The following is an 18,974-nucleotide window of genomic DNA, read 5'->3' on the forward strand; positions in this document are numbered from 1 at the left end:
AGCGACAGGTGGTGAGCCTTCCGTCACCCGTGGTGCACCATCGGGCCGTCCGGAGCGGAAAATGGCACGAATAGTCGTCGGTGACTAGCCGATCGATTGAAAGATGACGAAACTCCTACAGGGACGGTCACGTATGCTGCACGCCCGGGCGCGGGGGACGCCGGTCGGGCCTATGGCGACCGGCTGCCATCTCTCCCGGAAGGGGCGGACGATGCGACGGTGGCTCCACGTGCTCGCGCTGGCCGGCGCCGCGACTGCGGTGCTCGCCGGCTGCGCTCAGACACACCGGGCCGACGGCGACCTGATCGACGACTGGGCGGCGCTGCCGGCGCCGCGGCTGTTCGTACCGGCGACAGACGCGTGCCTGCCCCGGCTCACCACGGTGGTGGCCGCCGCCACGTACGAGACCGTCGACTGCGCGGGCAGCCACCTGGCCGAGACGGTGCACGTCGGCACGTTCACCGGGCCGGAGACGCTCGGCGACCGCCCCGAGCCGGGCACCCCCGCGCTGCGGACCGCGCGCGCGGAGTGCGACCGGAGCGCCCGGGAGATGATCGGCGGGGACTGGCACGCCGCCCGGCTCACGCTGAACATCGCGCTGCCGACTGTGGCCGCCTGGGGCGCCGGCGCGCGCTGGTTCCGCTGCGACCTGGCCGAGACCGACAGCATCGACAACACCCGTCCGATCAACCGGGTCGGCAGCCTGCGCGGCGCGCTCGTCGGCGACAACCCGCTCGTGCACAGGTGCTTCGACCCGAAGCTGATCGGCAAGAACCTCAACTACATGGCCCCGGTGCTCTGCACCGAGCCGCACCGCGCAGAGTTCGTCGGCGTGTACGAGGAACGCGACATGAGCTGGGCGGAGTTCACCAAGGGCGCGCCCACCACGCACCGGCGCTGCATGACGCTGATCGCCCAGTTCGCCGAGGTGCCGGACAACGCCGAACTGCCGTACCGGGCCGGGTCCATCTACTACCCACCGTCGCAGCGGGAGTGGGAGGAGGGCGACCGGGGGGTGCGCTGTTTCCTGTGGAGCGACGACCGCAAGCTCAACCGATCGGTGCGCGGCGCCGGTCCTGAGGGGCTCCCGGTGACCTGATCGGCTGCCGTATGCTGCACCGCCGAGGCGTACCGGGGGGCCGGTCGGCTCCGGACGCACGGGGAGGTCTGTCGCGATGCGGCGTTTGTGGGTGGCGGTCACCGTGTCAACGGTGGCGGCGCTGGCGCTCGGCGGCTGCGCCGCGCCGGCCGGAGTGGACCGCGACCTGACCGACGACTGGCCCGCGTTCGCCGCGCCGGTCGGCTTCGTGCCGAGCACCGGGGCCTGTCACCCCACCGTCGCCGACGTCGGCTACCTCAGCGGCTACCAGCCGGTCGACTGCGCCGCCACCCACCGCGCCGAGACGCTGCACGTCGGCACGATGAGCGGCCCGGAGGCGGAGCGCTCCGCCCCGCCGCGCACCGGCTCGGCCGGTATGCGCGCCGCGCACGGCGACTGCGCCCGCCAGGTCACCCAGGCCCTCGGCGGGGACTGGCGCTCCGGGCGGCTGCGGCTGTCGGTGGTCTTCCCCTCGGCGCTCGCCTGGTCCGGCGGGGCCCGCTGGTACCGCTGCGACGTCGCCGAGGTGACCGATCTGGACCAGGGCGACGTGGCCGAGCGCACCGGCAGCCTGCGGGGCGCGCTGAAGCCCGGCTCGAAGCTGGCGCTGGGCTGCTTCAACCCGAAGATGAGCAAGGACGACGTGCAGGAGATGCGGCCGGTGGCCTGCACCGCGAAGCACCACGCCGAGTTCGTCGGCGTCTACCAGGCGCCGGACATCAGCTACGCCGAGTTCGAGCGCACCCCGCTGCGTACGCACAAGGCGTGCCGCGGGCTGATCGCCAAGTACGCGAAGCTGCCCGACGACGGCAACATGCAGTACCGGGCCGGCACCATCATCTACCACCCGTACGCGGAGCAGTGGCGCGACGGCGACCGGGGCGTGCAGTGCTTCCTCTGGGTCTCCGACCGGACGCTGACCCGCTCGGTGAAGGGCGCGGGCGCCAAGGCGCTGCCGATCACCTGAGCCACGGGCGGGGCGGGCCGCGCCCACCCCGCCCGTGTCCGCTCAGCCGACCTGCAGCGTCACGTCGTCCACGACGAAGCTGGTCTGCAACGACGAGTCCTCGACCCCGGTCCACTTCAGCGTGACCGTCTGCCCGGCGTACGCGGCCAGGTTGAAGGTGCGCTGGGTGTAGCCGGTGGCCTTGTTCAGGTTCGAGTACGTGGCCAGCGTGGTCGAGCCGACCTGCACGGTGAGCTTGTCGTACGCGGTCGAGCTGGTCGTCTCGGCCGAGTCGATGTGCAACCAGAACGAGAACGTGTAGCTGCTGCACCCGGACGGCAGCGTGACCGACTGGGACAGCGTGTCGGTACGCGAGGAGCCGTACCCGTTCAGCCACGCCTTGTACGACCCGGTGCGGGCCGCCTGGCTGGAGCTGTTGGTGATCACGCCGGAGCTGGCCGTCCACGGCGTGGTGCCGGACTCGAAGCTGCTGTTGCCGATGAGCTGGCCGCCGGTGCAGCCGCCGCTCCCGCCGGTCACGGTGATCGTGTAGCTGGCGGTGCGGGTGGCCGAGCCGGTGCCGGTCACGGTGAGCGTGAACGTGCCGGTGGTGGCCGTCGACGAGGCGCTGACGGTCATGGTGGACGAGCCGCCCGAGGTGACCGAGGACGGGCTGAAGCTCACCGACACGCCGCTCGGGGCGCCGCTGGCGGACAGCGCCACGGTCTGCGCGCTGCCGGAGGTGGTGGCGGTGCTGACGGTGGCGGTGGTGGAGCCGCCCCGGGCGACGCTGCCGGAGGTGGGGCTCACCGAGACGGAGAAGTCGTTGGCGGGTGTGCCGCCGCCGACCGCGAGCGCCCAGATCGTGTACGCGACGCCGTCCGCGGCCCGGTTCAGAATGGTCGTGTTGATGTTGCTGGTGTTGTCGCAGGAGCGGTGGTAGCAGCCGTCGTACGCCGCGCCCGCGGTGCCGCCCCACTTGCTGGCCTGCGCCGACGTCTTGGTGTAGCTGGCGCCCGCCGCGTAGCCGGAGGTCTGGATGCCGGCGTTGGCGAACGAGTAGTCGTCGGAGCGGCCCTGACCCTCGGTGTTCTCCTCCGGCGAGATGCCGAACGAGTCCCAGTACGCCTTCAGCGGCGCCGCGGTGGCCGAGGTGATCCGGTTGATGAAGTAGCCGCCGTTCGGCGAGCCGACCATGTCGAAGTTGTAGTAGCCCTTGATGTAGCCGCGCTGGGTGGAGCTGAGCTGGTTGACGTAGTGCTTGGAGCCCTGCAGGCCCTGCTCCTCGCCGTTCCACCAGGCGAACCGGACCCGCTTGGTCATGGTCGGGTTCTGCGCGGCCAGCACCAGCGCGTTCTCCAGCAGCACCGACGAGCCGGAGGCGTTGTCGTTGATGCCCGGCCCGGCGGCCACGCCGTCCAGATGCGCGCCGAACATGACGACCTGGTCCGACGGGCCCTGCGGCCACTCGGCGATCAGGTTGTTGCCCGGGTAGGTGCAGGTGGAGCAGTTCTGCTCGGTGACCGTGTAGCCGGCCGCCTGGAGCTTGCCCTTCACGTAGTTGACCGACGCGGTGTAGCCGGCCGAGCCGGCGCGCCGGTTGCCGCCGTTGCTGGTGGCGATGGAGTTGAACTGGGTGAGGTGGGCCTGGATGTTGCTGAGGGAGACGTCCGGCGCGGCGAGCGCGGCGACGGCCGGGGCGGGGGCGGCGGCCGGCGCGGGCGCGGCGGAGGCGGTGCCGGCCAGGCTCGCCGTCGTCAGGGTGGCGACGAGGGCGAGCGCGAGGCTCGTGGTCGGCGTTCTGCGTCTCATGGAGACTCCTCGTGGGGGTTCGGCGGGCGGGGTGCCGGGACCGGTGGTCGAAACAGTTACATGCATCGATCGGACAGTCAACGGGCTGTCACATCCCACCGGCCCCCTCCCCCCACCGGGATGCCGCACACGCTCCATCGCTCCCCATTTCTCCGCATGACGAGCAAGGAGTTCGTGTCCGGGCACGGCGGACACGAACTCCTTGGTCGACTGCGAGAGGTGGGTCAGTTCCGGCGCAGGACCGCCAGGAACATGGCGTCGGTGCCGTGACGGTGCGGCCACAGCTGCACCGTGGGGCCGTCCCCCAGGCCCGGCATGCCGGCCGGCAGCAGCGGCCGCGCGTCGACGAAATCGACGCCGAGGCCGCAGCGCCGGGCCGCCTCGGTCACCGTCACGTGCGTCTCCACCACGTGCGGCGAACACGTCACGTACGCAACCAGGCCACCCGGCCGGGCCGCCCGCAACGCGGCGGTCAGCAGCTCACGCTGCAACCGGGTCAGCGGCGGCAGGTCTGACGGCTGGCGACGCCATCGCGCCTCCGGCCGGCGGCGCAGCGCGCCCAGCCCGGTGCACGGTGCGTCGACGAGCACCCGGTCGAAGTGCCCCTCCGGCAGCTTCGGGTCGCTGCCCACGCTGCGCCCGTCGGTGTTCAGCACGGTCACCGGCAGCCCGCGGGTGGCCTGCTCCACCAGCCGCGCCCGGTGCTCGGCCACCTCGACCGCCGTCAGCCGCGCGCCCCGCGTCGCGGCCAGCGCGCCGAGCAGACCGGACTTGCCGCCCGGACCGGCGCACAGATCCAGCCACCGGCCGTCCGGGCCGTCCAGCGGCGCCGCCGCCAGCGCGTCCGCCACCAGCTGGGAGCCCTCGTCCTGCACGTGCGCGCGGCCGTCGGCCACCGCCGCCAGGTCGCCCGGCGCGCCGCCGGGCAGATAGACCGCGTACGGCGAGAACGCGCCGGGCGCGCCGCCCACCTCGTCGGCCAGCGCCACCGGGTCGGCCAGGCCCGGCCGGGCGCACAGGTGCACCGGCGGGCGCTCGTTGTCCTCGATGAGCAGCCGGGTCGTCTCGCCCATGTCGCCGCCGAGCGCCTCGGCGAACGACCGCACGATCCACTGCGGATGGCTGTACGCCAGCGCGAGGTGCCCGACCGGGTCGGTCTCCTGCGCCGGGGCGAGCTTGGCCACCCAGGCGTCCGCGTCCCGGCTGGTGATCTCCCGCAGCACCGCGTTGGCGAACCCGGTCGCGCCCGGCCCCACCGACCGGACCAGGTCCACGGTGGACGACACCGCGGCGTGCGCGGGCACCCGCATGTGCAGGATCTGGTACGCCCCGAGCCGCAGCGCGTCGCGCACCGGCGGGTCGATGCGCTGCACGTCCCGCCCGGCCGCGTCGGTCACGATCGCGTCGAGCGTGCCGGTGTGCCGCAGCGTGCCGTAGGTCAGCTCGGTGGCGAACGCGGCGTCCCGGCCGGTCAGCCCCGCCTCGCGCAGCATCGCCGGGAGCACCAGGTTGGCGTACGCGTCGTCGCGGTGCACCGCCGCGATCGCCTCGTAGGCGACCTGCCGGGGCAGGTCCACGGCCGGACGGGCCGGACGCCCGCCCCGCCGGTCGCCACCGAACCGGTCCCCGCCGCGCCGGTCGCCACCGAACCGGTCCCCGCCGCGCCGGTCGCCGCCGGGCCGCTCGGAGCGCTGCCGGTCGGAACGCTGCCGGTCGCCGAACCGCTCCTCGCCGCGCCGGTCACCGGCGCGCTGCCGGTCGCCGTACCCCCGCTGACGCTCGCCCTCGACGGGCCGGTCCTCGCGCGACGGCCCCGTCACGCGAACACCTCGCCGGCGGTGACCCGGGCGCCGCGCGCCCAGTCGCCGGCGGGCATGGCCTTCTTGCCTGCGGCGCGCACCTCGCCGAGGCGCACCGGCGTGGTGGCGGTGCCGACGAGCACACCGGACTTCGTCACGTGCAGCTCCCCCGGCTTCAGCTCCGGGCCGTCGGCCACCGGCGTGACCGGACCGAGCTTGACCCGGTCGTCGCGGAACGTCGTCCACGGGCCGGGCGCGGGAGTGCAGGCGCGGACGCGCCGGTCCACCGCGAACGCGGGGTCGCCCCAACGGACCCGGGCGTCCTCGACCGTCAGCTTCGGGGCGAGCGAGACGCCGTCGACCGGCTGCGGCACGGCGCGGGCGGTGCCGGCGCCGATCGCGTCGAGCACCGCGACCAGCAGCCCGGCGCCGGAGTGCGCGAGCCGCTCCAGCAGGTCGCCGGAGGTGTCGGACGGGCGGATCTCGTCGGTGACCGTGCCGTAGACCGGGCCGGTGTCCAGCCCCTCCTCCAGCTCGAAGACGCTGGCCCCGGTCACCTCGTCGCCGTGCAGCACCGCGTGCTGCACCGGCGCGGCGCCGCGCCAGGCGGGCAGCAGCGAGAAGTGCAGGTTGATCCAGCCGTGCCGGGGGATCTCCAGCGCCACCGGCGGCACCAGCGCGCCGTAGGCGACCACCGGTACGCAGTCCGGCGCCAGCTCGCGCAGCCGGTCGAGGAACTCCGGCTCGCGCGGGCGGGCCGGGGTGAGCACCTCGACGCCGTGCGCGTCGGCCCACGCGCCCACGGGCGAGCGGACCAGCCCCCGGCCGCGCCCGGCCGGGGCGTCGGGGCGGGTGACCACGGCGAGCAGCTCGTGCCCGGAGGCGGCGATCGCGTCCAGGGCCGGTACGGCGACGGCCGGCGTGCCGGCGAAGACCAGGCGCATCCGGGTCACCGCCCCAGGCCGAACGGGTTGCCGGCGGCGTGCGGGCTGAGCTTGACCGTGGGCGGGGCGGCCTGGTCGTACCACTCGGCCTGCCGGATCGCCTTCATGGCCTCCTTGCGGCCGGCCGGGTCGAGCCGGTCGACGAAGAGCACGCCGTCGAGGTGGTCGGTCTCGTGCTGCACGCAGCGGGCCATCAGGCCGGTGCCGACGATCTGCAACGGGTCGCCGTAGCCGTTGAAGCCCTTGGCGATCACGTTCTGCCGGCGCTTGGTGTCGAAGTAGAGCCCGGGGATGGACAGGCAGCCCTCCGGGCCGTCCTGCTCCTCTTCGTCGGGGAACTCCAGCACCGGGTTGACCAGGTGGCCGAGGACGTCGTCGACGTCGAAGGTGAACACCCGCAGGCCCACCCCGAGCTGCGGCGCGGCGAGGCCGGCGCCGCTCTGCTCGCGCATCGTGTCGGTCAGGTCGGCGATCAGCTTGCGCAGCTCGGCGTCGAAGTCGACGACCGGGTCGGCCGGCGTGCGCAGCACCGGATCGCCGAACAGACGGATGGGCTGGACGGTCACTCGGCGTGGCTCCTTGTCTGGGTCGAACGATGCGCGTCCAGTCTACGGAGTCGGCCCGGCCGCCCCGGGTGGCGTACCGGGAACGGTGACCGGGGACGCCTCCCGGCCGACGCGCACCGGCAGCGTGGCGTGACCACGCAGCGTGAGCCGGACGCGCCGCTCGGGCCGGCCCGCCACGGCGAGGCCGGGCAGCCGGCGCAGCAGCAGCGGGAACGCCACCTGCGCCTCCAGCCGGGCAAGCGCCGCGCCGAGGCAGTAGTGCGGCCCGGCGCCGAAGGACAGCGGGTGGACCTGCGGACGCCACGGGTCGAAGCGCGCCGGCTCCGGATAGCGGCGCGGATCACGGTTGGCCGCGCCGAGCATCACGATCACCCAGCTCTCCGGCGGCAGGTCGACGTCGCCGTACCGGGCCGGCGCGGTGCTCATCCGGGACGTGAGCTGCACCGGCGAGTCGTAGCGCAGCAGCTCGTCGACGTACCCGGGGGCGAACTCCGGGTGCTCGGCCAGCGTCGCCGCCGCGCGCGGGTGCTCCAGCAGCGCCACCAGGCCGTTGCCGAGCAGGTTGGTGGTGGTCTCGAAGCCGGCCACCAGCAGCACGATCAGGTTGGCCAGCAACTCGTCGCCGGAGAGCCGGTCACCGCCGTCGTGCGCCTGCACCAGCGCGCTGGTCAGGTCGTCGGCCGGCGCCCGACGGCGCGCCGCCACCAGCTCGGTGGAGTAGGCGCGCAACTCGCTCGCGCCCCGGTCGGCGACCGCCAGCTCCTCTTCGGTGATCTCCGGTTCCAGCACGCCGGTCAGGTCGGTGGCCCAGCGCCGGAACAACGGCCGGTCCGCCGCCGGCACGCCGAGCAGCGCGCAGATCACCCCGACCGGCAGCGGGTACGCGAACCCGGCCATGAAGTCGACCGGCCCCTCGGCGGCGAGCATCGCGTCGACCAGCTCGTCGGCCTGCGCCCGCACCACGTCGTGCATGGCGGCGATCCGGCGCGGGGTGAACGCGCCCGCCGCCAGCCGCCGCATCCGGCTGTGGTCGGGCGGGTTGGTGCGCAGCATCGACCGGGAGATCGACAGAATCGCCGGGCTCTCCCGCCAGCCGGGCATGAACTGGTCGCGCAGCGCGTCGTCCAGCACCCCGAACCGGGCGTCGCGCAGGATCGCGTCGGCCTCGGCGTACCCGGTGACCACGAAGAAGACCGGGCCGGCCTGGACCACCGGGCCGTGCGCGCGCAGCAGCTCGTACGTCGGGTAGGGGTCGACACGACCCTCGGGGGACATCAGCAGCGCGAGCGCGTCGGCAGGATCCACGGTCCGCCTCCCCAGGCGTCGGAGACCCCCATCATGCTCCGCGCCGCCCGAGGGTGGTCAACCCGTCACGGCGAGACGGCGGTATCCACCGCGGTCAGGCGCCCGCGCCCGGCTCCCCGGCCAGCACCGGGCCGCCGTCGAGCAGCGCGTGCTCGGGCAGCGGCAGCGTGATGCCGTGGGCGTCCTCCCAGTCGTGGATCAGCCCCGGCCGGGCCTGCGTGGTGAAGAATTCGACGGCGCTCATCCCGCCGACCACCGGCTCGTCCACCTCGGCTACCAGCCGGGCGGGGACCATCGGCAGGCCGGCGCGCACCGCCGAGCTGAGCCGCCGGTGCCCGTCGACGACGAAGAAGTACTCGCCGGTGTAGCCGATGCTCAGCGGCTCCGGCTCCTCACCGCTCTCGGCCAGCTCGGCGGCGAGGTCGGCGTCCCACAGGCCCCGCAGCGCGGACACGTCCTCGGTGGGGTAGACCCGGGTCGGGTCGAGCAGCAGCAGCGGCTGACCGGCGCGCAGCACGTCCGCGCCGAGGCGGCCCTCGTAGACGTCGATGACGTGCTGGATGACCTGCTCCGGGTTGGCCCGGGTGGTGTCGCAGATCAGGTCGTAGTTGCGCAGGCGGGCCTTGTCGACGCCGTAGCGGACGATGAACCGGCCCCGCTCGCTCTCGCTGCGCTCGCGCAGCTTGGTCCGCGCCTCCTCCAGCGAGGTGTAGCTCTCGGCCGGGCCGGACGGGCGGGCCAGCACGCGCCGGGCCGCCTCGGTCGGCTCGGTGATCATGTGCACCTTGAGCGCGTCGGTGAAGAAGTGCCAGGCCAGGCGGGAGTCCATGACCAGCGACTCGCCGGAGGCGGCGATGTCGCGCTGGAGCTGGTCGACGTAGCCGTCGACCGCCTGGTCCAGCTCGGCGTGCAGGTTGAGCTGCAGAGCGGTCATCTGCCGCTCCTGGGCCATCTGGCGGTAGAGGTCGCCGACGCTGACCCGGCGCAGCCCCAGCCGCTTGGCGATCTCGACCGAGACGGTGCTCTTGCCACTGCCGAGGTCACCGTTGAAGACGATCGACTGACGAACGGTCACGACTGGTCCACCCCTGCTCACCGGCTGACTGACGACATCGAGTGTCGGCCCGACGTGCTCTGGCACCCGCCGCGCCGCGTCCCGCGCGGGGAAACCGCGCGGCTGGGCATGACGGGCGATGCTATCACCGCCCGCTACCCAATTGCCGGACCAGGTGTGCGGCAAACCCCAGCTCACGACCGTGCGCGAGGGGCCGCGTGCGCAGTGTCACGCGGCGGCGGCCGGTCAGAACAGCACGAGCGGATCGACCTGCAGGCGTACCGGATCGGCCGCCTTGCGGGCGCTGCGCTGGCCGGCGGCGGCGTGCAGCGCCTCGGCCAGCGCGGCGGCCCGGGACCGGGGCACCCGCACGAGCATCCGCTCCCGGCCCTCGTCGGCCGGCACCGGCCCGAGCACCTCGGCGCCGTCCGGCAGCCGGGCGCCGTCCAGCAGGTCACTGACCGCCTCGGCGACGCCGGTGACGCTCGCCATCCGCACCGCCGGGGGGAAGCCCAGCTCGCGCCGCTCGGCCAGCTCGCGGGCGGCGAACCAGGCGGAGTCCCAGCGCAGCAACGCCTGCACCGGCGCGAGCGCGCCGTCCGCGACCACCACCACCCGCCCGCCGGCCGTACCGGGCCGGGCCAGCGCGGCGGCGGCCATCCACCGCCGCAGCGCCTCCTCACCGGCCCGCAGGTCGGCCCGGGTCAGCAGCGCCCAGGAGTCGAGCAGCAGCACCGCGCCGTAGCCGCCGTCGGCCACCGGTTCGGCGCCCGGCGTGGCGATCACCAGCCCGGCCCCGCCCGGCACCGTGGCGAGCACCTCCTCCCGCCCCGAGGTCCGCACCGGCACGCCCGGGAACGCCCGGCCCAGCTCCTCGGCCGTGCGCCGGGCGCCGGTGACCGAGGCGCGCAGCCGCCGCCCACCGCACTCCGGGCAGGCGTACGCGGCGGCCACCCGGCCGCACCAGCGGCAGGCGGGCGTGCCCTGCGCCGAGGGCAGCGCGAGCGGCCCGGCGCAGTGCGGGCAGCGGGCCGGGGTCCGGCAGTCGGCGCAGGCCACCGACGGCACGTAACCCCGGCGCGGCACCTGCACCAGCACCGGCAGGTCCGCGCGCAGCGCGTCCCGGGCGCTGGTCCAGGCCAGGCTCGGCAGCCGCGCCGAGGCCGCGCCGGGATCGCGGGCCAGTTGCGGGTCGTCGCCGGTGGGCGCCATGGCCGGGGTACGCGCGCGCACCACCGCCCGGTCGGCCACCACCTCCCGGGCCCAGGACGTCTCCACCAGCAGCTGCGCCTCGGCGCTGCGGGCGTACCCGCCGACCAGGGCGGCGGCGTCGCCGAGCTGCGCCCGGGTGAGCAGCACGTCCCGGGCGTGCGGGTAGGGCGCGCGGGGCTCGGCGTGCAGGTCGTCGCCGTCGTCCCAGATCGCCACCAGGCCGAGCCGCTCCACCGGGGCGAACATGGCCGCCCGGGTGCCGATCACCACTGCCACGTCGCCGCGCCGGGCGGCCAGGAACGCCCGGTAGCGGCGGGCCGGGCCGTCGGCGGCGGTGAGGCGCACGTGCCGCCCCGCGCCGAGGACGGCGGTCAGGGCGGCGTCGAGCCGGTCCAGGTCACGAGCGTCGGCCACCACGACCACTGCGCCCCGGCCACCGGCCACGGTGGCGGCCACCGCGTCGGCGTACCGGCCGGCCCAGTCCTCCCCCGGCAGCGCCGACCAGACCGCGCGGGCGGGCCGGCCGTCGGTGAGCGCCCGCAGCAGCGCCGGCCCGGCCGGATAGTCCCGCCAGCCGCGCGGGTCCACCTCCGCCCGGCCTCCCGGCCTGGCGTCCGCGGGCGCGTCGGGGTCGGCGGGCGCGTCCGCGTCGGCGGTGACGGCCTTCTCGGCGCGGGCGTGCCGGGGCGGCACCGCCAGCCTCAGCACGTCGGCGAGGCTGCCCGCGTACCGGTCGGCGACCGCGCGGGCCAGCCGGGCCACCTCCGGGGAGAGCACCGGCACCGACGAGACGACCTTCTCCAGGTACGCCAGTTTCGGGTGCGCGGAGGACTCGGCGCGCTCCAGCAGCCAGCCGTCGACCAGCTGCCCGGCGAAGCGCACCTTCACCCGTACCCCCGGTTGCGCCTCGGCGTCGAGCGCCTCCGGCACCAGGTAGTCGAACGGGCGGTCCAGATGCGGCAGGGGCACGTCCACGCAGACGCGCGCGACCGGCGACCCCTGCGCGGGTCGCCGGTCGCGGCGCGTGGCGGCGGTCAGGCTCCCGCGGCCGACTTGAGGTCGGCGGCCCGGTCGGTGCCCTCCCAGGTCAGGTCCGGCAGCTCCCGGCCGAAGTGGCCGTACGCGGCGGTCTGCTGGTAGATCGGGCGGAGCAGGTGCAGGTCCCGGATGATGGCGGCCGGGCGCAGGTCGAACACCTCGGCGACGGCCTTCTCGATCGAGGCGACCGGCACCGTCTCGGTGCCGAACGTCTCGATGAACAGGCTCACCGGGTGGGCCTTGCCGATCGCGTACGCGACCTGGGCCTCGCACCGCTCGGCCAGCCCGGCGGCGACCACGTTCTTGGCCACCCAGCGCATCGCGTACGCGGCCGAGCGGTCGACCTTCGAGGGGTCCTTGCCGGAGAACGCGCCGCCGCCGTGGCGCGCGTACCCGCCGTAGGTGTCCACGATGATCTTCCGGCCGGTCAGGCCGGCGTCACCCATCGGGCCGCCGATCTCGAAGCGCCCGGTCGGGTTGACCAGCAGCCGGTAGCCCTCGGTCTCCAGGCCGAGGCCCTCCAGCTCCGGGGTGATGACGTGGTCCCGGATGTCCGGGGTGAGCAGCGACTCCAGCGAGATGTCGGCCGCGTGCTGGCTGGACACGACGACGGTGTTGAGCCGGACCGGGCGCAGCCCGTCGTACTCGATGGTCACCTGGGTCTTGCCGTCCGGCCGCAGGTAGGGGATGGTGCCGTCCTTGCGGACCGTGGCGAGCCGGCGCGCCAGCCGGTGCGCCAGCGCGATCGGCAGCGGCATCAGCTCGGGCGTCTCGGAGCAGGCGAAGCCGAACATCATGCCCTGGTCACCGGCGCCCTGCGCGTCCAGCGCGCTCTCCGATCCGCCGGTACGCAGCTCGAAGGCGTTGTCGACGCCCTGGGCGATGTCCGGCGACTGGGCGCCGATGGACACGCTGACGCCGCAGGACGCGCCGTCGAAGCCCTTCTTCGACGAGTCGTAGCCGATGCCGAGGATGGTCTCCCGGACGATGGTGGGGATGTCGGCGTACGCCTTCGTGGTCACCTCACCGGCCACGTGCACCTGACCGGTGGTGATCAGCGTCTCCACCGCGACCCGGCTGTGCGGGTCCTGGGCGAGCAGCGCGTCGAGAATGCCGTCACTGATCTGGTCGGCGATCTTGTCCGGGTGGCCCTCCGTGACCGATTCGGACGTGAAGAGACGTGTCACGGCACTCCTAAGCATGTGAAGACTTTTAAAGGTCGCTCGGCGGCAGTTTAGCCATCCTCGTTCCGCCGCGACCCCCTGAACGCGGGCCGACCAACCGTCAGGAACGTGACGGCAACCGCGGACAGACGAGGTCCCAGACGGCGTCGGCCAGGGCCTCCTTGGGCTGCTCGGCCAGCCGGTGCACGGCGCCGTCGGCGCCGATCACGGTGGCCGCGTTGGTGTCGGCGCCGAAGACCTTGTCCACGCCGACCTCGTTGACGACGATCATGTCGGCTCCCTTGCGGGCCAGTTTGGCCCGGCCGTTGGCCTCCGCGTCGTCGGTCTCCGCGGCGAAGATCACCAGCACCTGGCCGGGGCGGCGGACGCGACCCAGCTCGGCGGCGATGTCCGGGTTGGTGACCAGCTCGATGGTCGGCGCGACACCGTCGTCCGACTTCTTGATCTTCCCGGTGGCGTAGCTGGCCGGCCGGAAGTCGGCGGGCGCGGCGGCCATCACCACGGCGTCCGCGTCGACGGCCGCCGCCAGCGTCGCCGTGCGCAGCTCCTCGGTGGTGCCCACCCGGACCAGGTCCACCCCGGCCGGGTCGGCCAGCGCCACGTTGGCCGCGACCAGCGTCACCCGGGCGCCCCGGGCCACGGCGGCGCGGGCGAACGCGTACCCCTGCTTGCCGGAGGACCGGTTGCCCAGGAACCGGACCGGGTCCAGCGGCTCGCGGGTGCCCCCGGCGGTGACCACCACGTGCCGGCCGGCCAGGTCGGCCTCGGCCTCGACGCCGCGGGCCAGGGCCCGGCGGGCCACCGCGAAGATCTCCGCCGGGTCGGGCAGCCGGCCCTTGCCGGTGTCCCGCCCGGTGAGCCGCCCCACGGCCGGCTCGATCACCCGGACGCCGCGCGAGCGCAGCGTGGCCACGTTCGCCACGGTCGCCGGGTGCTCCCACATCTCGGTGTGCATGGCCGGCGCCAGCAGCACCGGGCAGCGCGCGGTCAGCAGCGTGTTTGTGAGCAGGTCGTCGGCGAGGCCGTGGGCGGCCTTGGCGAGCAGGTCAGCGGTGGCCGGGGCGACCACGACCAGGTCGGCGTGCTGCCCGAGCCGCACGTGCGGCACCTCGTGCACGTCGGACCAGACGTCGTCGGCCACCGGCTGGCCGGACAGGGCCGCCCAGGTCGGCGCCCCGACGAAACGGAGCGCCGAGGCGGTCGGCACCACCCGGACCCGGTGACCCGACTCGGTGAAGAGCCGGAGCAGCTCACACGCCTTGTAGGCGGCGATGCCGCCGCCGACCCCGAGGACGATCTCGGCGGGCATCGGCGCGGGCGCGGTTACGGCTGGTCGGTCGGCTCAGCGGTGAGCAGGCCCGCGTTGATCTCGCGCATGGCGATGGAGAGCGGCTTCTCCTGCGGGGTGGTCTCCACCAGCGGGCCGACGTACTCCAGCAGGCCCTCACCGAGCTGGCTGTAGTAGGCGTTGACCTGACGGGCGCGCTTGGCGGCGAAGATGACCAGCGCGTACTTCGAGGTGGTCTTCTCGAGCAGCTCGTCGATCGGCGGGTTGGTGATGCCCTCGGGGTTGGTGGCGATGGATCCCACGAATTAAACCTCTGCGTCTCGTGCGCCGCCCGCGGGCGGTCGGGCCGGAGCCAGGAAGGACGAACCGAGCAATCCTACCAGCTCCGCCGCGGCGCGCTCGGTGTGGTCGTGTGCCACGGCGTGGGCGAAGAGGGCCGCGACGTCCGGGTCGGCCCGGTACGCCGGCGGCGCGAGCAGCACCAGCCGGGCGCTGGGCGCCGCCGCCCGTACCGCGAGCGCGCCGCCCAGGTCCAGCGGCAGCAGCACCGGCCGGCCCGCGGCGAGCCGCGCCCGTACCTCGGCCCGGGGCACGCCCCGGCGGTACGGCCCGATCCGGCACCACTCCAGCAGTTCCCCGGCGGCGATCAGCTGGTCGAAGGCGGGCGCGTCGAGGAAGACGCGGTCCACGCCGTCCCGCTCGTCGGGGCGCGGCGGCCGGGTGGTGGCGACCACCGGCACCCAGACAGACGCAAGGCGCGCCCGGACCGCCTCGACCACACTGCTCCGGCCGGCCCCGGAGGGACCGGACAGGACAGTGAGCCGAGCCGCCGAGCGCGCCTCGTCATCCGTGCTCACCGCTTGTTTCTACACGGCGGGCCGTTCAGTTCGCGGCGAACTCCCCGAGCAGAGCCTTGCGCTGCTGCTCGCCGAGGCCGCGCAGGCGACGGCTGTCCGCGATCTTGAGCTTCTCCATGATCTGGGTGGCCCGGATCTTGCCGATGCCCGGCATCGCCTGGAGCACGGCCGAAACCTTCAGCTTGCCCACGACGTCGTCGGACTCGGCCCGCTCGAGGACGGTGGCGAGGGTGGTCTTGCCCTGCTTGAGCTGCTCCTTCAGCTCAGCGCGGGCCTTGCGGATCTCCGCGGCCTTCTCCAGCGCGGCAGCGCGCTGTTCGGGGGTCAGTGACGGGAGCGGCACCAGTTCTCCTCAGGTCCCTAGTACGGCGGGCGGAGCGCCCCACCGCATCTGTGAAACGTGGTGTCGCTGGCAACCAAAGGGGTCCGTGGTTCCCAGCGCGGGGAAAACTAGCGGTCAACGGAGATTTCGGCAACGTGGGCGCGCGATGATCAACGGAAAGTGACCGAGCCGTCAGTCAGCCTACGACGTCCAGGGCGCTCCGGCACTCGGCCAGCGCCCGCTCGGCGGCGGCGCGCAGAGCGTCCGGGTCCGGTCCCGCGCCGAGCACCTCCCGGGAGTACGACGGGAGCACCGACGGCAGCGCGGCGCCGAAGACGGTGCGCAACCCGGCGGGCGTGCCGCCCTGCGCGCCCAGGCCCGGAGCGAGCAGCGGACCGTTCACGGAGCCGAGGTCGTGACCGGTCTCGCCGACCGTCGCGCCGACCACCAGACCGAAGCTTCCGAGCGGCTCCGCACCCCGGTTGAGCTGGGAAATCTCGTCGATCACGGTCTGCGCGACGGTGCGCCCATCGGCCCCGACGGCACGCTGCACGGAGGCGCCCTCCGGGTTCGAGGTGAGGGCCAGGACGAAGACCCCGCCACCGTGCTCGGCTGCGGTGGAGAACATCGGCGCGAGTGAACCTACTCCCAGGTAGGGGCTCGCGGTCACCGCATCGACATACATCGGGCTGGATGGATCGAGGTACGCCGACGCGTACGCGGCCACCGTCGAGCCGATGTCGCCGCGCTTCACGTCAAGCAGAACGAGCGCTCCCAGATCTCGCAACTGTCGGATAGTTGACTCAAGCACCCCGACGCCGCGCGAGCCGAAGCGCTCGAAGAACGCCGACTGCGGCTTGACCACGGCCACCCGGTCCCCGATCGCCTCCACCACGGTGCGGCAGAACCGGTCGAGTCCGTCGACGTCGTCGGTCAGCCCCCAGCCGGCCAGCAACCCGGGGTGCGGATCGATCCCCACGCACAGCGGCCCTCGCTCCGCCACGGCCCGGTGCAGTCGGGCGCCGAACGTCTCCATCGCGTCTCTCCTCTCCCCGCGGCCCCGGGCCGCCTGGGCGTGTCCGGCGACGGCCTTCCCGTCGCGCCCTGTCGAACTCGGCCGGGCTCAGCCGGCCTTCACCGCCGCGGCCACCCCGGCCGCGATCCGTGCCACGTCCGCGGCGTCGCAGACGTACGGCGGCATGGTGTAGACGAGATCCCGGAACGGGCGCAGCCACACCCCCTGCGCCACCGCGGCGGCGGTCGCCCGGGGCAGGTCCACCTCGTGGTCGAGCTGCACCACCCCGATCGCGCCGAGCACCCGTACGTCGGCCACGCCGGGCGCGCCGCGCAACGGCGCCAGGCCGGCCCGCAGGCCCTCGGCGATCCCCGCCACCCGGCCGGCCCAGTCCCCGGCCCGCAGAAGCTCCAGGGAGGCGTTGGCGACCGCGCAGGCGAGCGGGTTGCCCATGAACGTCGGTCCGTGCGCCAGCACCCCGTCGGCGGAGATCGCCCGCGCCACCTCGGGCGTGCAGAGCGCCGCGGCCAGCGTCAGGTACCCGCCGGTGAGCGCCTTGCCGACGCAGAGCACGTCCGGGGCCACCCCGGCGTGCTCGGCGGCGAACATCCTCCCGGTCCGGCCGAAGCCGGTGGCGATCTCGTCGAAGACCAGCAGGATGCCGTGCTTCCGGGTCACCTCGCGCAGTACACGCAGATAGTGCGGGTGGTGGAACCGCATCCCGCCGGCGCCCTGGACCACCGGCTCGACGATCACCGCGGCCAGCTCGTCGGCGTGCCGCTCCACGGCGTCCACCAGAGCCGCCTCGTACGCCGGGTCGGGCGGCGCGTCGAAGCCGGACGGCGGCGCCGGCGCGAACACCTGCCGGGGCAGCACGTCGCCCCAGAGGTGGTGCATGCCGCCCTCCGGGTCGCAGACGCTCATCGGGTGGAACGTGTCACCGTGGTAGCCGCCCCGCCAGGTGCCCAGCCGGCGGCGCTGCGGGCGTCCCCGCGCCCGCTGGTACTGCAGGCACATCTTCACCGCGACCTCGACGCTCACCGAGCCGGAGTCGGCCAGGAAGACGTGTTCCAGGCCGTCCGGGGTCAGCTCGACGAGCGTGCGCGCCAGGCGTACCGCCGGCTCGTGGGTGAGCCCGCCGAACATCACGTGGCTCATCCGCCCGAGCTGGCCGGTCACCGCGGCGTCGAGCGCCGGGTGCCGGTAGCCATGGATCGCCGCCCACCACGACGACATGCCGTCGACCAGCTCCCGCCCGTCCGCCAGCCGCAGCCGCACCCCTTGCGCGCTGTCCACGACGTACGGCGCGCCGGCGGAGGGCATCGCGGCGTACGGATGCCACACGTGCCGCCGGTCCGCGTCCAGAATCTCCTCAGGCGTCACGTCTCCTCCTTCACCCCTCCCCGCCGCCCCCTCTCTTCCCCCGCGATCTTGCGGTTGCTGCCCCTGCCGCGCCCGGAATGAGGGGGTGTGCCGGGGCCGCGAGTGCAAGATCGCGAGGAAGAGAGGGGTGGGTCAGGGGTGGGTGGTCCGGGTTATGGCTCTCGTCAGGGCGGGGCCGCGGTAGATGAAGCCGGTGTAGAGCTGGACCAGGGACGCGCCGGCGTCGAACATGCGCGTCGCGTCGTCCGGGTCGAGGATGCCGCCCACGCCGATCACCGGCAGCCGCCCGCCGGTCTCCCGGTGCACGAAGGCGACCATCTCCCGGGCCCGCACGGTGAGCGGCCGGCCGGACAGGCCGCCCGTCTCCGCGCCGCGCGCCCGGTCGGCCGGGGCCAGCCCGTCCCGGGCGAGCGTGGTGTTGGTGGCGATGACCCCGGCGGCGCCCCGGTCGAGGCAGACCTCCAGCAGCTCGGCCACGGCCGGCTCGGTGAGATCTGGGGCGATCTTCACCAGCACCGGCTTCTCCCCCACCAGCGCGGCCAGCAGCGCGTCCAGGTGGGACCGGTCCTGAAGCGAGCGCAGCCCCGGGGTGTTCGGTGAGGACACGTTCACGGCGAAGTAGTCACCGTGTCCCTTGAGCGCCCGGTAGGAGTCGAGATAGTCCTCGACCGCCTGGTCCAGCGGGGTCACCTTGGACTTGCCGAGCGAGATGCCCAGCGGTACGCCGAGCGGGCGCGGCAACGCCGCCAGCCGGTCGGCGAGGGCCGCCGCGCCCGCGTTGTTGAAGCCCATCCGGTTGATCACCGCTTCGCTGTCGCGCAGCCGGAACAGCCGGGGCCGGGGATTGCCCGGCTGGGCGTGCGCGGTCACGGTGCCGACCTCGACGAAGCCGAAGCCCAGCGCCGGCCAGGCGGGCAACGCGAGTCCGTTCTTGTCCATCCCGGCGGCCAGCCCGACCGGGTTGGGGAAGCGCACCCCGAACACGGTGCGCGGCGCGGACCGGAAGTACGCCCGTCGCAGCGCCGCGAGAACGGCCGGCTGCCGCGACACCGCCGCGAGCCGTTCCAGGGTCCACTCGTGCGCGCCCTCGGCGTCCCCGCCCGCGAGCGAGAACAGCCGGGGCCGCACCACCTTCTCGAAGATCACGCCC

Annotated in this window: 17 protein-coding genes; 2 read left to right on the plus strand and 15 right to left on the minus strand. The window is 74.2% G+C overall.

From position 1 onward, the window contains the following. Positions 1 to 211 precede the first annotated feature (211 nt). A complete protein-coding gene (locus O7542_RS14455; protein WP_064448498.1) occupies positions 212 to 1,099 on the plus strand; it encodes a septum formation family protein in 888 nt (295 codons plus the stop codon). Positions 1,100 to 1,175: 76 nt separating this feature from the next. Beyond that, positions 1,176 to 2,066, plus strand: coding sequence for a septum formation family protein (locus O7542_RS14460; protein WP_043324941.1), 891 nt, complete (start codon positions 1,176 to 1,178; stop codon positions 2,064 to 2,066). Between the two features lie 42 nt (positions 2,067 to 2,108). Here the strand turns inward: O7542_RS14460 and O7542_RS14465 are convergent, their stop codons facing one another. The 15 genes from O7542_RS14465 to O7542_RS14535 all read right to left on the minus strand — a co-directional run bounded on the left by O7542_RS14465 (position 2,109) and on the right by O7542_RS14535 (position 18,970). Next, positions 2,109 to 3,857 (minus strand): M28 family peptidase, encoded by a 1,749-nt coding sequence (locus O7542_RS14465; RefSeq protein ID WP_069087683.1) that lies wholly within the window; start codon positions 3,855 to 3,857, stop codon positions 2,109 to 2,111. A gap of 224 nt (positions 3,858 to 4,081) precedes the next feature. Further along, positions 4,082 to 5,677: a transcription antitermination factor NusB gene (locus tag O7542_RS14470; RefSeq protein ID WP_281604737.1), complete on the minus strand. Its 1,596-nt coding sequence runs from the start codon at positions 5,675 to 5,677 to the stop codon at positions 4,082 to 4,084. Further along, a complete protein-coding gene (fmt, locus tag O7542_RS14475) occupies positions 5,674 to 6,600 on the minus strand; it encodes a methionyl-tRNA formyltransferase (protein WP_281606474.1) in 927 nt (308 codons plus the stop codon). Before fmt ends, O7542_RS14470 begins: the two co-directional genes overlap by 4 nt. A 5-nt stretch (positions 6,601 to 6,605) precedes the next feature. Next, positions 6,606 to 7,166, minus strand: a complete 561-nt coding sequence (def, locus tag O7542_RS14480; protein ID WP_043324943.1) for a peptide deformylase — start codon at positions 7,164 to 7,166, stop codon at positions 6,606 to 6,608. A 42-nt stretch (positions 7,167 to 7,208) separates the two neighbouring features. After that, positions 7,209 to 8,471 (minus strand): cytochrome P450, encoded by a 1,263-nt coding sequence (locus O7542_RS14485; protein WP_281604738.1) that lies wholly within the window; start codon positions 8,469 to 8,471, stop codon positions 7,209 to 7,211. Between the two features lie 94 nt (positions 8,472 to 8,565). Then, positions 8,566 to 9,546 carry an AAA family ATPase gene (locus O7542_RS14490; RefSeq protein ID WP_069087679.1) on the minus strand — a complete coding sequence of 327 codons (981 nt, stop codon included), beginning with the start codon at positions 9,544 to 9,546 and terminating at the stop codon, positions 8,566 to 8,568. 225 nt (positions 9,547 to 9,771) lie between these two features. Beyond that, complete coding sequence (locus O7542_RS14495) at positions 9,772 to 11,712, minus strand: primosomal protein N' (RefSeq protein WP_166456324.1); 1,941 nt, start codon at positions 11,710 to 11,712, stop codon at positions 9,772 to 9,774. 59 nt (positions 11,713 to 11,771) lie between these two features. Continuing rightward, positions 11,772 to 12,962, minus strand: coding sequence for a methionine adenosyltransferase (gene metK / locus O7542_RS14500; protein ID WP_223201130.1), 1,191 nt, complete (start codon positions 12,960 to 12,962; stop codon positions 11,772 to 11,774). A gap of 97 nt (positions 12,963 to 13,059) precedes the next feature. Then, the gene (coaBC, locus tag O7542_RS14505; RefSeq protein WP_209961165.1) at positions 13,060 to 14,268 is read right to left on the minus strand and encodes a bifunctional phosphopantothenoylcysteine decarboxylase/phosphopantothenate--cysteine ligase CoaBC; all 1,209 of its coding nucleotides are present in this window, start codon (positions 14,266 to 14,268) and stop codon (positions 13,060 to 13,062) included. A 14-nt stretch (positions 14,269 to 14,282) separates the two neighbouring features. Continuing rightward, the gene (gene rpoZ / locus O7542_RS14510) at positions 14,283 to 14,549 is read right to left on the minus strand and encodes a DNA-directed RNA polymerase subunit omega (RefSeq protein ID WP_013285517.1); all 267 of its coding nucleotides are present in this window, start codon (positions 14,547 to 14,549) and stop codon (positions 14,283 to 14,285) included. 3 nt (positions 14,550 to 14,552) lie between these two features. Then, positions 14,553 to 15,104: a guanylate kinase gene (locus tag O7542_RS14515; protein WP_187694059.1), complete on the minus strand. Its 552-nt coding sequence runs from the start codon at positions 15,102 to 15,104 to the stop codon at positions 14,553 to 14,555. Positions 15,105 to 15,129: 25 nt separating this feature from the next. Next, complete coding sequence (gene mihF, locus O7542_RS14520) at positions 15,130 to 15,447, minus strand: integration host factor, actinobacterial type (protein WP_013285515.1); 318 nt, start codon at positions 15,445 to 15,447, stop codon at positions 15,130 to 15,132. Between the two features lie 175 nt (positions 15,448 to 15,622). Continuing rightward, the gene (gene pyrF, locus O7542_RS14525; protein WP_166456326.1) at positions 15,623 to 16,462 is read right to left on the minus strand and encodes an orotidine-5'-phosphate decarboxylase; all 840 of its coding nucleotides are present in this window, start codon (positions 16,460 to 16,462) and stop codon (positions 15,623 to 15,625) included. Positions 16,463 to 16,549: 87 nt separating this feature from the next. Beyond that, on the minus strand, positions 16,550 to 17,824 hold the full coding sequence (locus tag O7542_RS14530) for an adenosylmethionine--8-amino-7-oxononanoate transaminase (RefSeq protein WP_064448507.1): 1,275 nt from the start codon (positions 17,822 to 17,824) through the stop codon (positions 16,550 to 16,552). 132 nt (positions 17,825 to 17,956) lie between these two features. Continuing rightward, positions 17,957 to 18,970 (minus strand): quinone-dependent dihydroorotate dehydrogenase, encoded by a 1,014-nt coding sequence (locus tag O7542_RS14535; protein ID WP_043324949.1) that lies wholly within the window; start codon positions 18,968 to 18,970, stop codon positions 17,957 to 17,959. Between the last annotated feature and the right edge of the window lie 4 nt (positions 18,971 to 18,974).

This window comes from Micromonospora sp. WMMC264, from assembly GCF_027497275.1.
GTDB lineage: Bacteria > Actinomycetota > Actinomycetes > Mycobacteriales > Micromonosporaceae > Micromonospora > Micromonospora chalcea.

Excerpts from the sequence above, each read along its gene's own strand:
- O7542_RS14455 (WP_064448498.1), top strand. The coding sequence starts at position 212 with ATGCGACGGTGGCTCCACGTGCTCGCGCTGGCCGGCGCCGCGACTGCG.
- O7542_RS14460 (WP_043324941.1), top strand. The coding sequence starts at position 1,176 with ATGCGGCGTTTGTGGGTGGCGGTCACCGTGTCAACGGTGGCGGCGCTG.
- O7542_RS14465 (WP_069087683.1), bottom strand. The coding sequence starts at position 3,857 with ATGAGACGCAGAACGCCGACCACGAGCCTCGCGCTCGCCCTCGTCGCC.
- fmt (WP_281606474.1), bottom strand. The coding sequence starts at position 6,600 with ATGCGCCTGGTCTTCGCCGGCACGCCGGCCGTCGCCGTACCGGCCCTG.
- coaBC (WP_209961165.1), bottom strand. The coding sequence starts at position 14,268 with ATGCCCGCCGAGATCGTCCTCGGGGTCGGCGGCGGCATCGCCGCCTAC.
- pyrF (WP_166456326.1), bottom strand. The coding sequence starts at position 16,462 with ATGGAGACGTTCGGCGCCCGACTGCACCGGGCCGTGGCGGAGCGAGGG.